This window comes from Leifsonia sp. 2TAF2 (assembly GCF_052115085.1).
In the GTDB taxonomy this organism is placed as follows: Bacteria; Actinomycetota; Actinomycetes; order Actinomycetales; family Microbacteriaceae; genus Leifsonia.
This window is the reverse complement of the sequence record NZ_JBFRFY010000002.1, coordinates 700,233-715,501: the sequence shown is the minus strand read 5'-3', so window position 1 is coordinate 715,501 and position 15,269 is coordinate 700,233. Positions and strand designations below refer to the sequence as shown.

Sequence of the window (15,269 nt, the reverse complement as noted above, 5' to 3'; positions counted from 1 at the left end):
ACCGACGTCAGCAGGGGCGCCTCAGGTGCGCGGGGCGCCTCAGGCGCGCGGGGCGCCTCAGTCCCGCGGGGCGGTGGAGGCGCGCACGATGAGGTCCGGCAGCAGGCTGACGGCTTTCGGCTCCAAGCCGCCCTCGATCTCGGAGACCAGGCTCTCGACACTGCGTCGCCCCAGGTCGGTGAAATCCTGCAGGACCGTCGTGAGCGGCGGCCAGAAATGGGCGGCCTCCGGGATGTCGTCGAAGCCGACGACGCTGACGTCGCCGGGGATGCTCCTGCCGAGCTCATGCGCCGCGTGGTACAGCCCGAGCGCCATCTGGTCGTTGGAGGTGAAGACGGCCGTCACGCCCGGATCGCGGAGCACCCCCAGCCCGACGCGGTAGCCGGACTCCGCCGTCCAATCCCCCTCGGCGGCGGGCTCCGGCTCGAGTCCCGCTGCGGCCAGCTCGGCGCGGTAGCCGTGGACGCGCGCCTGGGCCTCGAACCACTCGAGCGGTCCGGAGATGTGGGCGATCCGGCGGTGTCCGAGCGAGACCAGGTGACGGGTGGCCGCCCGCGCGCCGGCCACCTGGTCCACGGTCAGCTCGCGCTGAACGGTCGACGGCCCGCCCTGCAGGGTCACGTAGGGGACGTCGAGGGCGGCGGTCTCGAGCTGCTCGATCACCACCTCCTGCGGCGCGATCACCACGATGCCCTCGACGGACTGGGCGAGCAAGTGGTCGAGGCCGGCCGCGATCGAGTCGCCGCTCAGGTCGGCAAGCTGCGACACCGCGACGTAGTAGCCGGCCGCACGTCCGGCATCCTGGATCGCGTTGATGCTGGACACCGGACCGTAGAGGGCGGCGGCCGAGGTGGAGAGCACACCGATCGTTCGCGAGCGGGCCGTCACCAGGGCCCGGGCGGCGCGGTTGGGGCGGTAGTGAAGCTGTGCCATCGCGTCGCGAACCCGCTGCCGCGTGGACTCCCGGATGTTGGCGTGCCCGTTGATCACGCGGGAGACGGTCTGGTGCGAGACGCCCGCAAGCGCCGCGACGTCACGCATGCTGGCGGCGCGCGCATGCTCGGTCACTGCGCCCCCTCTCTGCGTCGCGGCCGTCCGGCCGCGCGATCACGGCCCCGGCGCCGCGACTGCCCCCATTATGCGGGATCGCGCTGCGTGCCCCGCGTTGTGCGCCGCGCGATGACACCGACCACGAGCGCGATGAGAGCGACGCCCGCCGGGAAGACGAGGTGCCATCCCGCCAGCACCAGGAGCCCCGCCGCCAGCACACAGGAGATCAGCGCCATCCACCATCCGGCCGAGCGGACGGGGAGTAACCGGAGTGCCGAAGCGACCCCCAAGCCGTAGACGGCTGCCGCGATGCTGGTGTGCACGAGGATGAACGGCGGCAGGTCGCCACCCGCCAGCACGACGACCGAGTAGAGCGCCATGACGACCGCGGAGAGCAGCAGCCCCCGCCGCGCGACCGCCCCGTTCTCCACACCGCGGCCGAACCAGGCGGGCAGGTCGCCATCGCGTCCCATCGCCGCCCCGAGCTTGCTGAAGGCGGCGAGGTAGGCGTTGAAGACTCCGGTCACGACGATCGCGGCGATGACCGCGACCACCACACCGCCGCCGGAGCCCGTCGCGACCTCGACGAGGTCGAGCAGCGGGACTGCGCTCGACGCGGCGCCGTCACCGAGCACGGCGACGGTGACGGTCTGGATGGCGAGGTAGGCCACCGACACGATCACCAGGGCGAGGACGGTGGCGCGCGGGATGTCCCGGCGCGGGTTGCGGAACTCGCCACCGATCCCGGCAACCGCCTCCCACCCGGCGAACGCCCAGATGTAGAGGCTCATCGCGAGGCCTACGCCGCCCCAACCATGCGGGAGCAGGGGCTCCAGGTTCTGCGGATGCGCATGCGGTGCGGCCGCCGCGAGGACGAATACGAGCACGGCGATCAGCGCACCGGAGAGCACGAGCTGGACCGACGCGGCGAACCGGACGCCGAAGGCGGTGACCACGATCGGGATCACCATCAGCCCGACCGCGATGAGGGTGGTGCTGACTGCGTCGCCGCCGATCACAGCGACGACGTAGCGCGCCGTCATCAGGGCGGCGATCGGAGCACCGATCGGGGTGCCGAAGAAGAACCAGTAGCCGATGATGCGCGCGGCGTCCGGCCCGAAGGCCCGCCGGGCGAAGGTGGCAACGCCTCCCGCGTCCGGATGCCGCCGGGCGAGGGCGGCGAAGGTGGCCGCCAGCGGGATGGAGATGAGCGCCAGCGCCGCGACCGCGATGATCGCGCCGGGGCCTGCCGCCGCGGCGGCGAGGGCGGGCAGCACCAGGATGCCGGTGCCGAGCACTGCGGCGATGTACAGCGCCGCTCCGCCGGCGACCCCAAGGCGCCCGTGCGGCGCCTGTGGCACCCGCGGATCGGGCAGCTCGGGCTCCGGACCGGGGGCGCGCGTGGTCGAGGGCCCGCGTTCCGTCATGGTCTCATGATGGCGCGGACCCCCGACATCGGCGAGGTGGTGCGAGCGGTCACTGCGTCAGGTCGTAGACCGTCACCCCGTCCACCGTCTGCGCGGTGAACGTGTCCGCCACCCAGGCCGCGATCGCACTCGACGCACTGCTGCCGCCATTCGCCTGACCGCCTACGCCTCCCGCGATGAAGTAGTGGATGCGCCCGTCGGCCACGTACTGCTTGAACTGCGCCAGTGTGGGCGACGGGTCCGAGCCGTTGAAGCCGCCGATCGGCATGACGGCCTGCTGCGTCGCCAGCTGGTAGCCGGCGGCGGAGTTCGATCCGACGGCGGCGGCCACCCAGGTGTAGTCCGAGGCGTCCGTCGCGAGCAGCGCCGCCAGCTTCGAGCCGACAGTCCCCGCCCCGAGCAGCGAGCCCATGCCGCCGCCCGCGGCAGCGCCCGTCCCGCCGGTCGCCGTACCCGCTCCAGGCGCCGCTCCCGCCCCCGGCGCACCGTTCGGCGGCGTGCCGCCTGCCGCACCCGTCCCCCCGGGCGCGTTCGCCCCGCCCGGGGCACCACCGCCGAAGCCCCGTCCCCCGCCGGGCCCGCCCATAGCGCCCGCGACGGTGGGCCCGGCGGTCACGATCGAGCCGGTGTGCGCGGTGGTCACCGTTTGCAGGGTGTACGCCAGCGGCCCGAGCAGTGCCGCGACGAGGGTGACCCCGATGGTGACCGCCGCCAGCGTCCGGCGCGGCGGGAGCAGCAGCAGCGCCGCCGCGATGACCGACGCCACCAGGACCACGACCTTCAGCCATGGGAGCCAGTCGGCCGCCCGATCCAGCAGCACCCAGGCCCACACGCCCGTCCCGAGCACGGTGGCGGCGGAGAGGATGCGGACCGCAAGGAGCCGACGCGCGCCCCATGCAGCCGCGGCACCGATCGCGACCGTCCCGGCCAGGGCCGGCGCAAGGGCGACCGTGTAGTACGCGTGGAAGATGCCCGCCATGAAGCTGAAAGCGACGGCGGTGACGACCAGCCAGCCGCCGAAGAGCAGCAGCGTGGCGCGCCGGCCATCGGCGCGGGGTCTCCGCCGGCCGAGAACGAGCGCCAGCGCGAAGAGCACGAGGGCCGCGGGCAGCAGCCACGAGATCTGGCCGCCGACTTCGTTCTCGAACATGCGCAGGATGCCGGTCGAGCCCCACATCCCACCGCCCGCCGTGGCGCCGCCTCCGCCGGTCACCGAGCCGGTCTCGTTGCCGGTCAGCCGTCCGAGCCCGTTGTAGCCGAAGGTCAGTTCGAGGAAACTGTTCGTCTGCGATCCGCCGATGTACGGGCGCATCGACGCCGGCACGAGCTCCACGATCGCCACCCACCAGCCGGCCGAGACGATCACCGCGCCGAGGGCCGCGAACAGGTGACCGAAGCGCTTCCGCCACGACAGCGGCGCCGCCGCCAGGTAGACCCCGGCGAGCACGGGCAGGATGAGGAAGGCCTGCAGCTGCTTGGTGAGGAAACCGAAGCCGACTGCCACCCCGGCCCACACGACCCAGCGGATCCGGCCGCTCTCGATGCCCCGGAGGGTCAGGTAGGTGGCGAGCGTCAGCAGCAGAACGAGCAGTGCGTCCGGGTTGTTGAACCGGAACATCAGCGCCGCCACCGGGGTGATCGCGAGCACACTGCCCGCGAGCAGGGCGGTACGCGCGGTGAAGTGACGACGGACCGTCGCGTATACCAGTCCGACGGTCGCGACGCCCATCAGCGCCTCCGGCACGAGGATGCTCCACGAGCTCAACCCGAACAGCCGGACCGAGAGCGCCATGATCCAGAGGCTCGCGGGCGGCTTGTCGACGGTGATGGAGTTGGCCGCGTCGCTGGAGCCGTAGAAGAACGCCTCCCAGTTCACGCCGCCCGCCTGCACAGCGGCGGAGTAGAAGGAGTTGGCGTATCCGCTGGCCGCGAGGTCCCAGAGGTAGAGGAGCGCCGTCATGGCCAGCAGGACGAGCAGAGCGGGTCGCTCCCAGGCGGCGGCGCTTTCTCGCCCGCGGACAAGCTGACGGAGCGCGCCACGCAGGCGGCCCGGAGGTGCAGCCGTGTTCCGGGAGGTCGGAGGGGCGGCGGGGGTGACGGTAGTGGACATGGCGATCACTCGCTTTCGGTGGAGGTCAGGGACACAGGCGTGGGTTCGGTCGAACGGGGAGGCGCCGGCCGACGCTCCGCCGGATGCCCGGCCGCGGCCGATCGCGGCGGTCTGCGGAACACCCACAGCCGCAGCAGTACGAACCGGATCAGGGTGGCCGCCAGGTTGGCGGCCGTCAGCACGAGGAGTTGCACGTGGGCGGAGGCGTGCGGAGCCGCGGCATGGAGGACCGCGAGCGACCCGCTGGTGAGCGCCCAGGCGATACCGAAGACGACGAGGCCCTGAAACTGGTGCCGCACCATCCCGGGCCCGTTCACGCCGAACGTGAATCGCCGATTCGCCCCGGTGTTGGCCACCGCGGTGATGAGCAGCGCCGCCAGGTTGGCGACCTGCGCGGTCAGTATGCCCTGGAGGAGGAGGTAGAGCAGGGCGTACGCGGCGGTGGAGAGCACCCCGATCACGCCGAACCGGAGCACCTGCCCGAAGAAGCCGGGAGGCGTCGGCGGCGCGAACGGCCGCCGACCGAGCTCCGCGTACACGGCTTCGAGCGGGATGCGCCCCCGGGCCAGGTTGGTGCCGACCCGCAGCATCCCCTTCATGTCGTCGGTGGCGGTGCGCACGATGTCCACCGAGCTGTCCGGGTCGTCGACCCAGTCGACCGGGATCTCGTGGATGCGCAGCCCGGCACGCTCGGCGAGGATGAGCAGCTCGGTGTCGAAGAACCAGCCGTCGTCCTCGACCAGCGGGAGGAGGCGCTGGGCGACATCCCGGCGGATCGCCTTGAATCCGCACTGAGCATCGCTGAAGCCGACCGACATCGCCCGCCGCAACAGCAGGTTGTAGCTGCGCGAGATGAACTCGCGCTTGCCTCCGCGGGCCACGCGGGAACTGCGGCCGAGCCGGGTGCCGATCGCGAGGTCCGAGTGGCCGGAGAGCAGCGGCGCGACCAGCGGGGGAAGCGCGGCGAGGTCGGTGGAGAGGTCTTCGTCGAGGTAGACGAGCACCTCGGCGTGCGACTCGCCCCACACCTGCTTGAGGGCGCGCCCGCGCCCTTTCAGAGGCAGGTGCACGGCGACGACGTTCGGCAGCTCCGTCGCGAGCGCGTCGGCGAGCGCGGGCGTCGCGTCGGTGCTGGCGTTGTCCGCGATCGTGATGCGCCAGCTGTAGCGCAGCGCACCGGAGAGGTAGTCGTGCAGCCGGCGGATGGACGTGTCGAGCGTCGCCTGCTCGCTGTAGACGGGCACGACGACGTCGAGCGCCAGAGGCAGCGTCGGTGGGTGGGAGGGTTCGTGCGTCATGCCGACACCCTCGCGTCGTTACCTCTTCGTGACCTTTTCCGTATCTATGCGCCCCGCATGCCTTTCCCGCGGGATTCCTATGCCCTGCACATCCGCCCCCTGAGGGTTACGGCCCACCCGCCACCGCGGGAGGATGTGTCAGAAGGAGGTCCAGTGCTCGGACTCGAACTCGTGGTCGTGATCGGCGTCACCACGCTGTTGACGAAGGTCATCGCCCGCAAGACCGGGATCGCCCAGCCGCTGCTCCTGGTCGGCATCGGCATCCTGATCGGCCTGATCCCGCTCTTCGGGAAGGTCGAGCTCGCGCCGGAGGTGGTGCTGTTCCTGTTCCTTCCCGCGATCCTCTACTGGGAGAGCCTCACCACCTCGCTGCGGGAGATCAAGTCGAACCTGCGCGGCATCATCCTGATGAGCACGCTGCTCGTCGTCCTCACTGCTGCCGTGGTCGCCGTGCTTGCCCACGCGCTCGGGCTGCCATGGGGTCCGGCGTGGGTCCTGGGCGCAGCCATCGCTCCGACCGACGCCACCGCGATGACGTCATTCACTCACGCTCTGCCGCGGAGGAACGTGACGATCCTGCGCGCCGAGAGCCTGGTGAACGACGGGACCGCCCTGGTCCTCTGGTCGCTGGCGGTCGGCTTCACCGTCGGCGATGCGGATGTGAGCTTCGGAGGCGTGACCGTCACCTTCCTGATCGCGTACCTCGGCGCAGCAGCGGTCGGCGCACTCGTCGCCTGGCTCGCGATCCAGGCGCGCAAGCGGATGCGCGACGCCATCACGCAGAACATCGCGATGTTGCTGACGCCCTTCGTCGCCTACCTGCTGGCGGAGTTCATCCACGCGTCAGGGGTGCTCGCTGTTGTGGTGGCGGGCCTCATCATCAGCCAGGTCGGTCCGCGGATCGGCGTGGCCGAGGGACGGCGACAGTCGGACGCTTTCTGGTCGTTCTCCACGTTCCTCCTGAACGCGAGCCTGTTCGTCCTCGTCGGCATCGAGCTGCCGCGTTCGACGACGGAGCTGGCGACCCGCGACCTCGGGATGGGACTGGTCGCCATCGTCGCCGTCACCCTCGCGATCGTCGGGGTGCGGTTCGCCTTCCAGTTCGGCTCGGTCTTCCTGATCCGCCTCCTCGACCGTCGCCCCCAGCAGAAGGCGCGGCGGATGAGCAGCCGCTGGCGGGTCGTCAGCAGCTTGTCCGGTTTCCGCGGCGCCGTCTCGCTGGCCGCCGCCCTGGCCGTGCCCGCCACCATCGGTTCCGGTCAACCCTTCCCCGAGCGGGACTTCATCGTCTTCGTCACCACCGGTGTGATCGTGGTGACGCTCGTGGTCCAGGGCCTCATCCTGCCGTCGGTGGTGCGGTGGGCGAAGCTCCCGGCCGACGAGTCGGTCGGGCACGAGCTGCGGCTCGCCGAGACGAGCGCGACCCGGGCCGCCCTTGACGAGCTCCCGGAGCTCGCCCGCCGGCTGGGCGTCGATCCCGAGCTCAGCGAACGCATCCAGGGCGAATTCGAGGAGCACCTGGAACTGCTCGACGCCGAGGACGAGTCGAAGGAGGGCGACGACGCCGTCGAGCGCAGCCGTCAGGACACCGAACTGCGCCTCGCGCTGCTGAACTGCAAGCGCGAGGAAGTCCTCCGCTTGCGGGACGAGGGCGAAATCGACGACATCGTGCTGCGGGATGTGCAGCGCCGGCTCGACGTGGAGGAGGTCCGGCTGACCGGCCGCGAGCCCGGCGAGTGAGGCCGGCCCTTTCCCGCGCCCGACCAGCCGTCTACCATCGCGCTCAGAGCATCCACGGAAGGGGCGCACCATGAGCGACGCCAAGGAGAACTGGCCGGAGACCGCTTCGGGCGAGCCGGTCGACACCGACGCCATCGCCGAGGGAGGGGACACGGGGCCGTACGACGCGGACGGCGTCTTCGAGCCGGAGCACGATGAATACGATCCGCTGGAGGACGACAGCGGCAACTGATCCGCCGCACCTCTTGTCCCCCGGTCGTGTACCCCGCTAGGGTCATGCCTAGACAGGCCGCACCAGGGGAGGAAGTGCAGCGTGACGACATTCGAAGCACCGATCGGGAACGTTCCGAAGGCGGGCCAGGACGTGCACTTGGTGCGCTGGATCCGTTCGGCAGACGGCTGGACCAGTCAGACACTGTTGTGCACCTACCTGGGCTGCACTCCGGATCACTGGATCGTGGACTCGCGCGGCGAGCAGGTCTCGCTCGCCCGTGACGAGTGGTCGCAGTTCGCTTTCTGAGCGCGCCGCTGGATGCCGACCCCGGTCGGCCGTCAGAGTCCCGCCTGCCCGGCGAGCACCTCCACAGCGACCCGCCAGTCGGACGCGGGGATGCCGTCGCCGGCCTCCTCCTCGCCCGGAAGCCGGGCCACGAACGCCGGCCACAGCTCGCCGGTGCTGTGCACCTCCTCGATGAGCCCGAGGTACTCGCCCCCGTAGTACACCTCCCAGGCCGCGGTCGCGGTCGGGCTGTACATGAGCGTCAGCGGCAGCGAGCCGTAGGTGTAGACGGCGTGCTGGTGGGCGAGCTCCTTCTCCGTCATGACCGCAGAATAGGCGCGATCCAGCACGCACGGAAGGGCGCGTGAACCTGCATGACCGGCGTCCGCCACAACCGTTGCCCGGGCGTCATGCGACGACTTGGTCGTCGTCCTCCGACTGCTCGTGCGTGGCAGCCACGGCGAGCGCGACGACATCACGAATCCGCCCGCGCTTGCCGAATGCTGCACGCTGACGGCCCGCACCGCCGCCGGTCGCGTGGATGCGCGCCAGACCCTTGCGGACCAGGGCCAGGTCGCCGTTCGCCTCCAGCGCCGCCCAGGTGTGCGCGAGCAGCGCATCCACCGCCTCCACCGCGGAGACCTCGAGCCAGGTGACGGGATGCGGCAGCGAGCCGGCGACGCCGGTCAGCGCGGCCTGCCATTCGGCGAGGCGTAGGGCGGCGGAGGGGACGGGCGCGGGTTCGACACCCGCACGCCACTCGTCGGCGGCGGTATCGACCAGGGCGCGCACCAGCGCGGCGATCACCGCGGCGTCCCGGGCATCGAGGCAGACATCGGCGACGCGGATCTCGACCGTCGGCTGCTTGTGCGAGACGCGCGCGTCGAGGTACAGCATCCCCGTGTCGAGGATGACGCCGGTGTCGACGAGCAGACGCTCGAAGCGGTCGTACGCCTCCACCGAGCCGAAGACGTCGGTGGGGCCCGCGCTCTGCCACTGGTGCCACGCGGCGAAACGGTAGCTCGCGTGACCGGTGTCCGCCCCAGCGAAGTACGGCGAGTTCGCGCTCAGCGCGAGGAGCGTCGGAAGCCAGGTGCGGATGCGGTCGATGACCCCGACCCCTTCGTCGCGCGAGTCGATGCCGACGTGCACGTGGTAGCCGCAGACGAGCGTCCCCCGCGCGGTGAGCCCGTAGCGCTCGATCATCTTCGCGTACCGCGGATCGTCCGTGACGTGCGGCCGCAGCCGCGTCGGCGACATCCCCACCGCGATCGCGCGCGCCCCGTGGAGCTGCGCCAGGCTGTCGGCGAGCTCCCGTCCGCCGACGATGTCGAGCAGGAGGTCGCGGGTCGCCAACTGCGGACGCGTCTGCGTCTCGATCATCTCCTGATTGAACTCTGCGCTGACCGACGGACCGTCGATCACCGGCGGTGCGTCCGCGAGCACGAGCGGGGCAACGGGCGACGCCACGCCCCGCGCGTCGACCAGGAGAAGCTCCTCCTCCACCCCGAAAGTCCTCACCCTTCAACTATCGGTGAGGCGCGGCGAGCGGACAATACCCGGATCGCCGTGAATGTTCCGTATGCGGCTCGGGAATCCGAAAGCCGATCCGTTGCGGCATAGGCCGCGCGAACGGCGATAGGCGTCGTATACCATTTGCCGCGCGCCGAACCATGTCCTATAACTGACTCTGCGGCGCAAGAAATCGTCGCAGCGCACCGGAGCGAGACACGAGGAGTCGCCATGTGGGATACGAAGGCCCGGATCCCCTTCGATGCGTCACTCCTCACCGAGCGCAGCGACCCGGCGGCGCGCGATCGGCTCCTGACTCTCATCGCTGAGCGCCCCGGCATCACCGTGGACGAGTTGCACGCCCTGCGGCTGCCCGGCCTCTTCGCCGACCTGCGCGCCTTTCACCGCGACGGCGTCATCCGCACCTCGACCGAGCCGCCGCGCTTCTTCGAGCGCGGCACCCGCATCTACCCCGCCCTCGACTGACGGGAGGCGGGCGCTCACGCCACGGTGAGCGAGCCGTCCTCCGCGATCGTCCACCCCGGGTTGTACGCGACCTCCCAGACGTGGCCGTCGGGGTCGGCGAAGTACCCCGAGTAGCCGCCCCAGAACACGCGCTCCGCCGGTTTCAGGATGCGCGCACCGGCCGCCTCCGCCTGCTCCAGCACCCGGTCGACCTCCGCCTCCGAGCGCTGGTTGCAGGCGAGGGTGATGCCGCTGAACGTGCCGTCGATCGGCAGCCGCGCATCCTCCGCCAGATCATCCCGGCCGAACAGGCCGAACGCCATCCCGGGCAGCTGGTAGAACACCACGCCCTCTGGCGCGTCGGCCGGTTGCCAGCCGAGGCCGCCCTCGTAGAAGGTGCGGGAGCGGTCGAGGTCGGCGACGCCGAGGGTCACGAGGCTGATGCGTTGGTCCATGCGCCCGAGGCTAGCGCCGACTACCGACGGAGGGCCTGCTGCACGTCCTCCAGCAGGTCGTCGACATCCTCGATGCCGACCGACAGCCGCACGATGTTGTCGGGCACCTCGAGCGGCGTCCCGCGGACCGAGGCGTGCGTCATCTCCGACGGGTAGCCGATCAGCGACTCGACGCCGCCGAGCGACTCCGCGAGCTGGAAGACGCTGGTCGACTCCGCGAACCGGCGCGCCGCCTGAGCACCGCCGGCCAGCGCGACCGACAGCATCCCGCCGAAGCCGCTCATCTGGCGTGCGGCGAGTTCGTGGCCGGGGTGATCCGGCAGGCCCGGGTAGTACACGGTCTCGATCGCAGGGTCGCCGACGAGCGCCTCGGCGATGGCCTGCGCGTTGGCGCTGTGCTGGCGCACCCGCACCTGCAGCGTCTTGATCCCCCGCGTGGTGAGCCACGCATCCATCGGGGAAGACACCGCGCCCGCCGCGAACTGGAGGAACTGCGCCTTCTCGGCCAGCTCCTCGTCGGCGAAGATCAGGGCGCCGCCGATCACGTCGGAGTGGCCGCCCAGGTACTTCGTGGTCGAGTGGACCACCACGTCCGCGCCGAACGACAGCGGCTGCTGCAGGGCCGGCGAGGCGAACGTGTTGTCGACGACGACGACCGCGCCGACCGCGTGGCCGAGCTCCACGAGGGCCGCGATGTCGCTGATCTTCATCAGCGGGTTGCTCGGCGTCTCGATCCACAGCATCCGCGTGCCATCGGTTCCGAGCGCCGCACGCACCGCGTCGAGGTCGGCCAGGTCGACCGTCGTGTTGCGGATGCCCCACTCGCTGTGGATGCGGTCGATCAACCGGTGCGTGCCGCCATACGCGTCGTTGCCGAGCACGATGTGGTCGCCGGAGCGGAGCGCGGCGCGCAGCAGCGCGTCCTCCGCGGCGAGCCCGGAGGCGAAGGACAGCGCACGCACGCCGCCCTCGAGCGACGCCAGCAGCGTCTCCAGCGAGGTCCGCGTCGGGTTGCCCCCGCGACTGTATTCGTATCCGCCGCGCAAGCCGCCGATGCCGTCCTGGACGTAGGTCGAGGTCTGGTAGATCGGCGGGATGATCGCGCCGGTCGTCGGGTCGAACTCCTGACCCTCGTGGATGGCGCGCGTCGCGAAACCGTGTGTCATTGTCGTCTTCCTGTGTGGCCGTCGTGCCGGCGGCGTCAGTCGCTGAAGTAGTTGAGGAGGTCCTGCCGGGTGAGCACCGCGACGGGCTTGCCGCCGTCGGTCACCAGCAGGGCGTTGGTCGTGGCGAGCGCGGCGCGCGCGGCCGTCACCGGCTCGTTCACCCCGATGAGCCCGAGCGGCTCGCCCAGGTGCTTGCCCACCGAGTCACTCATCTCGGCGTGCCCGCTGAACACGGCATCCACCAGCGAGCGCTCGTCGAGCGCCCCGGCGACCTCGCCCATGACGACCGGCGGTTCGGCCGTCAGGACGACGAGCTGCGAGACGCCGTAGGTGTTCATCGTCTGGATGGCGTCGCGCACCGTCTCGGACGGGTGCGTGTGGACCAGGTCCGGCAGCGCGCCGCTCTTCGTCTTGATGATGTCGTGCACCGTCGACTCGTCGGGGACCTCACTGAAGCCGTAGGACTGCATCCACCGGTCGTTGAAGATCTTCGCCAGGTAGCCGCGGCCGCCGTCCGGGAGGATCACGACGACGATGTCGTCAGGCCCGAGGTCTTTCGCCGCGCGCAGGGCCGCCTCGACGGCCATGCCGCTGGAGCCGCCGACGAGGATGCCCTCCTCGCGTGCGAGCCGCCGGGTCATGCGGAAGGCGTCGGCGTCGCTGACGGCGATCACCTCATCCACCACCGTCGGGTCGTACGCGCCCGGCCAGAAGTCCTCGCCGACGCCCTCGACGAGGTACGGACGCCCGGTGCCCCCCGAGTAGACGGAGCCTTCGGGGTCGGCGCCGATGATCCGCACGCCGCCCTCCGACACCTCCTTGAGGAAGCGCCCGGTGCCGGTGATGGTGCCGCCGGTGCCGACGCCTGCGACCAGGTGCGTGATCCGACCGTCGGTGTCGCGCCAGATCTCCGGACCGGTGGTCTCGTAATGGCTGCGCGGACCGTTCGGGTTGAAGTACTGGTTGGGCTTGAACGCCCCCGGGATCTCCGCCGTCAGACGGTCCGAGACCGAGTAGTAGGAGTCGGGATGGTCGGGCGGCACCGACGTGGGCGTCACCACGACCTCCGCGCCGTAGGCCGTGAGGACGTTGATCTTGTCCTCGCCGACCTTGTCGGGGAGGACGAACACGCACCGGTACCCGCGCTGCTGCGCGACCAGGGCGAGCCCGACTCCGGTGTTGCCGCTCGTCGGTTCCACGATGGTGCCGCCGGGCTTCAACAGCCCGTCGCGCTCCGCAGCGTCGATGATGCGGGAGGCGATGCGGTCCTTCGACGAACCTCCGGGGTTCAGGTACTCGAGTTTGACGAGCACCGTCGCCGCGATCCCGTCGGTCAGCCTGTTGAGCTTCACGAGCGGGGTGTCGCCGACCAAGTCGATAATGGTCTCTGCGTACTTCACCCGACCCACCTTAACAGCGCCGGTCGGCCAGGACGACTGTGTGACGGCCGCCCTAGAATCGCGTCATGCCGGTGTCCGACCTGTCCTCCGTCGCGCAGGACTACCTGAAGATCATCTGGTCGGCGACGGAATGGTCCGACGGGCCGGTGACGGTCAAGCTGCTGTCCGAGCGGATGGGTGTGCGCGCGGCGACCGTTTCGGACGGCGTCCGGCGCCTCTCTGAGCAGGGGCTCGTGGAGCACGAACGGTACGGCGGCGTCGCCCTGACTGAGGCCGGTCGGCGCCACGCGGTCGCGATGGTGCGGCGGCACCGCCTGATCGAGACGTTCCTGGTGCAGGAGCTCGGCTACGGCTGGGACGAGGTGCATGACGAAGCGGAGGTGCTGGAGCACGCCGTGTCGGACGAACTGGTGGAGCGGATGGACCGCAGGCTCGGCTTCCCCGCGCGCGATCCGCACGGCGACCCCATCCCGACCTCCGATGGCACGCCGCGGCGTCCGGACGCGATGCCGCTGCTGGAGGCGGAGGCGGGCGCGCCGGTGACGGTCGTCCGCATCTCGGACTCCGACCCGGCCGTGCTGCGTCTGCTCCGCGACCTCGGCATCGGCCTCGACACCGCTGTGACGGTCGAGGCACACGGCCCGTCCACCGGCCCCGTGACGGTGCACGTCGGTGGTGCGACGGTGTCGCTGAGCGAGACCGCGGCCGGCGCCGTGTGGGTCGCGGCGCACCTGTGACGCGACGCCGCCGTCACGGCGGAGGGGACCTCAGGCGCCCGAAATCGTCAGCACGACGAGGGCGAGGTTCAGCACCACGACCAGCGCCGCCACGGTTCCGCCGAGGATGCGCACCCACAGCCGATCGGCGGACTCCCCCATCACCGCGCGTGACGCGGTGAGCCGGAGGAGCGGGATCATGGCGAACGGGATGCCGAGGCTCAGGAACACCTGCGACAGCACCAGCGCCCAGGTCGGGTCGACACCGAGGGCCAGGATGGCGATCGCCGGGATGAGCGTGACGACCCGCCGGACCAGCAGCGGGACCCGGAACTTCAGCAGGCCGCCCATGATCGTGGCCCCCGCGTAGCTTCCGACGGAGGTCGACGCCAACCCCGAGGCGAGAAGCCCGACGGCGAAGACCACCCCGACCGCAGGTCCCAGGGCGGAGGAGATCGCGGCGTGGGCGCCCTCGATGGTGTCGGTCCCGTCGACGCCGCGCAGGGCGGACGCCGCGACGAGCAGCATCGCGATGTTGACGGCGCCGGCGAGGACCAGCGCGAGCACCACATCCACTCGGGTCGCCCGCAGGAGGGTGCGGATGCGGCCGCCGTCCCCTGGGGCGCCGTGACGGTCGCGCGCGAGGGCCGAATGCAGGTAGATCGCGTGCGGCATGACCGTCGCGCCCAGCATGCTCGCCGCGAGCAGCACCGTCGGGGCGCCGTCGAATCGCGGGACGAGTCCGCCGACGGCTTCCGCCCAGTTCACCGGGCTGACGAACAGTCCGGCGAGGAAGCCGATGGCGATGACGGCCAGGAGCCCCAGGATGACGGCCTCGAACGGACGCTGGCCGCGGCGGGACTGGAGCGACAGGATCGCGATGGCGACGACGCCGACGATGAGGCCGCCGAGGGGCAGCGGGAGTCCGAAGAGCAGGTTGAGGGCGATGGCGCCACCGATGACCTCGGCGATGTCGGTCGCGGCCGCGACCAGTTCGGCTTGCACCCAGTACGCGCGGCGGGTTCCGGTGCCGAGCCGCTCGCCCAGCAACTCGGGAAGGCTGCGGCCGGTGACGATGCCGAGCTTCGCCGACTGGTACTGCACGAAGACGGCGATCGCGTTCGCTGCGACCAGGACCCAGACGAGCAGGTAGCCGTACCGCGCGCCGGCGGTCAGGTTCGCGGCGACATTGCCGGGGTCGACGTAGGCGATGGCGGCGACGAAGGCGGGGCCGAGGAGCAGGAGCAGACGCGCCGGCGCGGCGCGGGACGGGCGCTCACGGACCTCGACGCTCATCGCACCTCCCGGACCGGAAAGTTAGACCGGCCTAACTCTCCAGGAGTCTAACCCCGCCGAGGCTGTGGTGGGAGTGGCGGAGGCTGTGCCCGGCGTCCTGTTTTCAGGAGATCGCGCAGGACCGGTGAGGCTATG

General features: G+C 71.0%; 15 protein-coding genes. 5 read left to right on the top strand and 10 right to left on the bottom strand.

Annotated features, from left to right (window positions below; genetic code table 11):
* Positions 1 to 57: 57 nt before the first annotated feature.
* From AB4Z18_RS15660 to AB4Z18_RS15645, 4 genes are all read right to left on the bottom strand, one after another.
* Positions 58 to 1,068 (bottom strand): LacI family DNA-binding transcriptional regulator, encoded by a 1,011-nt coding sequence (locus tag AB4Z18_RS15660; protein ID WP_441783663.1) that lies wholly within the window; start codon positions 1,066 to 1,068, stop codon positions 58 to 60.
* Positions 1,069 to 1,136: 68 nt separating this feature from the next.
* Complete coding sequence (locus AB4Z18_RS15655) at positions 1,137 to 2,477, bottom strand: APC family permease (protein ID WP_441783662.1); 1,341 nt, start codon at positions 2,475 to 2,477, stop codon at positions 1,137 to 1,139.
* Positions 2,478 to 2,526: 49 nt separating this feature from the next.
* Positions 2,527 to 4,596: an ArnT family glycosyltransferase gene (locus tag AB4Z18_RS15650; RefSeq protein WP_441783661.1), complete on the bottom strand. Its 2,070-nt coding sequence runs from the start codon at positions 4,594 to 4,596 to the stop codon at positions 2,527 to 2,529.
* Positions 4,593 to 5,885 carry a glycosyltransferase gene (locus AB4Z18_RS15645; protein ID WP_441783660.1) on the bottom strand — a complete coding sequence of 431 codons (1,293 nt, stop codon included), beginning with the start codon at positions 5,883 to 5,885 and terminating at the stop codon, positions 4,593 to 4,595. The genes AB4Z18_RS15650 and AB4Z18_RS15645 overlap by 4 nt, the downstream gene beginning before the upstream one ends.
* 153 nt (positions 5,886 to 6,038) lie before the next feature.
* On the opposite strand from AB4Z18_RS15645, the gene AB4Z18_RS15640 reads away from it, so the two are divergent.
* From AB4Z18_RS15640 to AB4Z18_RS15630, 3 genes are all read left to right on the top strand, one after another.
* The gene (locus AB4Z18_RS15640) at positions 6,039 to 7,625 is read left to right on the top strand and encodes a Na+/H+ antiporter (protein WP_441783659.1); all 1,587 of its coding nucleotides are present in this window, start codon (positions 6,039 to 6,041) and stop codon (positions 7,623 to 7,625) included.
* Positions 7,626 to 7,695: 70 nt separating this feature from the next.
* Complete coding sequence (locus AB4Z18_RS15635) at positions 7,696 to 7,857, top strand: hypothetical protein (protein ID WP_441783658.1); 162 nt, start codon at positions 7,696 to 7,698, stop codon at positions 7,855 to 7,857.
* A gap of 81 nt (positions 7,858 to 7,938) precedes the next feature.
* The gene (locus AB4Z18_RS15630; protein WP_441783657.1) at positions 7,939 to 8,145 is read left to right on the top strand and encodes a hypothetical protein; all 207 of its coding nucleotides are present in this window, start codon (positions 7,939 to 7,941) and stop codon (positions 8,143 to 8,145) included.
* Positions 8,146 to 8,177: 32 nt separating this feature from the next.
* On the opposite strand, the gene AB4Z18_RS15625 is transcribed toward AB4Z18_RS15630, so the two are convergent.
* Together AB4Z18_RS15625 and AB4Z18_RS15620 are read right to left on the bottom strand one after the other, a co-directional pair.
* On the bottom strand, positions 8,178 to 8,447 hold the full coding sequence (locus AB4Z18_RS15625; RefSeq protein ID WP_441783656.1) for a hypothetical protein: 270 nt from the start codon (positions 8,445 to 8,447) through the stop codon (positions 8,178 to 8,180).
* 85 nt (positions 8,448 to 8,532) lie between these two features.
* A complete protein-coding gene (locus AB4Z18_RS15620; protein ID WP_441783655.1) occupies positions 8,533 to 9,645 on the bottom strand; it encodes a glutamate--cysteine ligase in 1,113 nt (370 codons plus the stop codon).
* Positions 9,646 to 9,867: 222 nt separating this feature from the next.
* On the opposite strand from AB4Z18_RS15620, the gene AB4Z18_RS15615 reads away from it, so the two are divergent.
* A complete protein-coding gene (locus tag AB4Z18_RS15615; RefSeq protein ID WP_441783654.1) occupies positions 9,868 to 10,122 on the top strand; it encodes a hypothetical protein in 255 nt (84 codons plus the stop codon).
* A gap of 14 nt (positions 10,123 to 10,136) precedes the next feature.
* On the opposite strand, the gene AB4Z18_RS15610 is transcribed toward AB4Z18_RS15615, so the two are convergent.
* Genes AB4Z18_RS15610 through AB4Z18_RS15600 form a run of 3 tightly spaced genes read right to left on the bottom strand, consistent with a single transcriptional unit; the run spans position 10,137 to position 13,122 of the window.
* Positions 10,137 to 10,556: a VOC family protein gene (locus tag AB4Z18_RS15610; RefSeq protein ID WP_441783653.1), complete on the bottom strand. Its 420-nt coding sequence runs from the start codon at positions 10,554 to 10,556 to the stop codon at positions 10,137 to 10,139.
* A 20-nt stretch (positions 10,557 to 10,576) separates the two neighbouring features.
* Positions 10,577 to 11,722, bottom strand: coding sequence for a cystathionine gamma-synthase (locus AB4Z18_RS15605; RefSeq protein ID WP_441783652.1), 1,146 nt, complete (start codon positions 11,720 to 11,722; stop codon positions 10,577 to 10,579).
* A 35-nt stretch (positions 11,723 to 11,757) separates the two neighbouring features.
* Positions 11,758 to 13,122, bottom strand: coding sequence for a cystathionine beta-synthase (locus tag AB4Z18_RS15600; RefSeq protein ID WP_441783651.1), 1,365 nt, complete (start codon positions 13,120 to 13,122; stop codon positions 11,758 to 11,760).
* Positions 13,123 to 13,187: 65 nt separating this feature from the next.
* On the opposite strand from AB4Z18_RS15600, the gene AB4Z18_RS15595 reads away from it, so the two are divergent.
* Positions 13,188 to 13,859 (top strand): metal-dependent transcriptional regulator, encoded by a 672-nt coding sequence (locus tag AB4Z18_RS15595; RefSeq protein WP_441783650.1) that lies wholly within the window; start codon positions 13,188 to 13,190, stop codon positions 13,857 to 13,859.
* 30 nt (positions 13,860 to 13,889) lie between these two features.
* On the opposite strand, the gene AB4Z18_RS15590 is transcribed toward AB4Z18_RS15595, so the two are convergent.
* A complete protein-coding gene (locus AB4Z18_RS15590; protein ID WP_441783649.1) occupies positions 13,890 to 15,134 on the bottom strand; it encodes an Nramp family divalent metal transporter in 1,245 nt (414 codons plus the stop codon).
* Between the last annotated feature and the right edge of the window lie 135 nt (positions 15,135 to 15,269).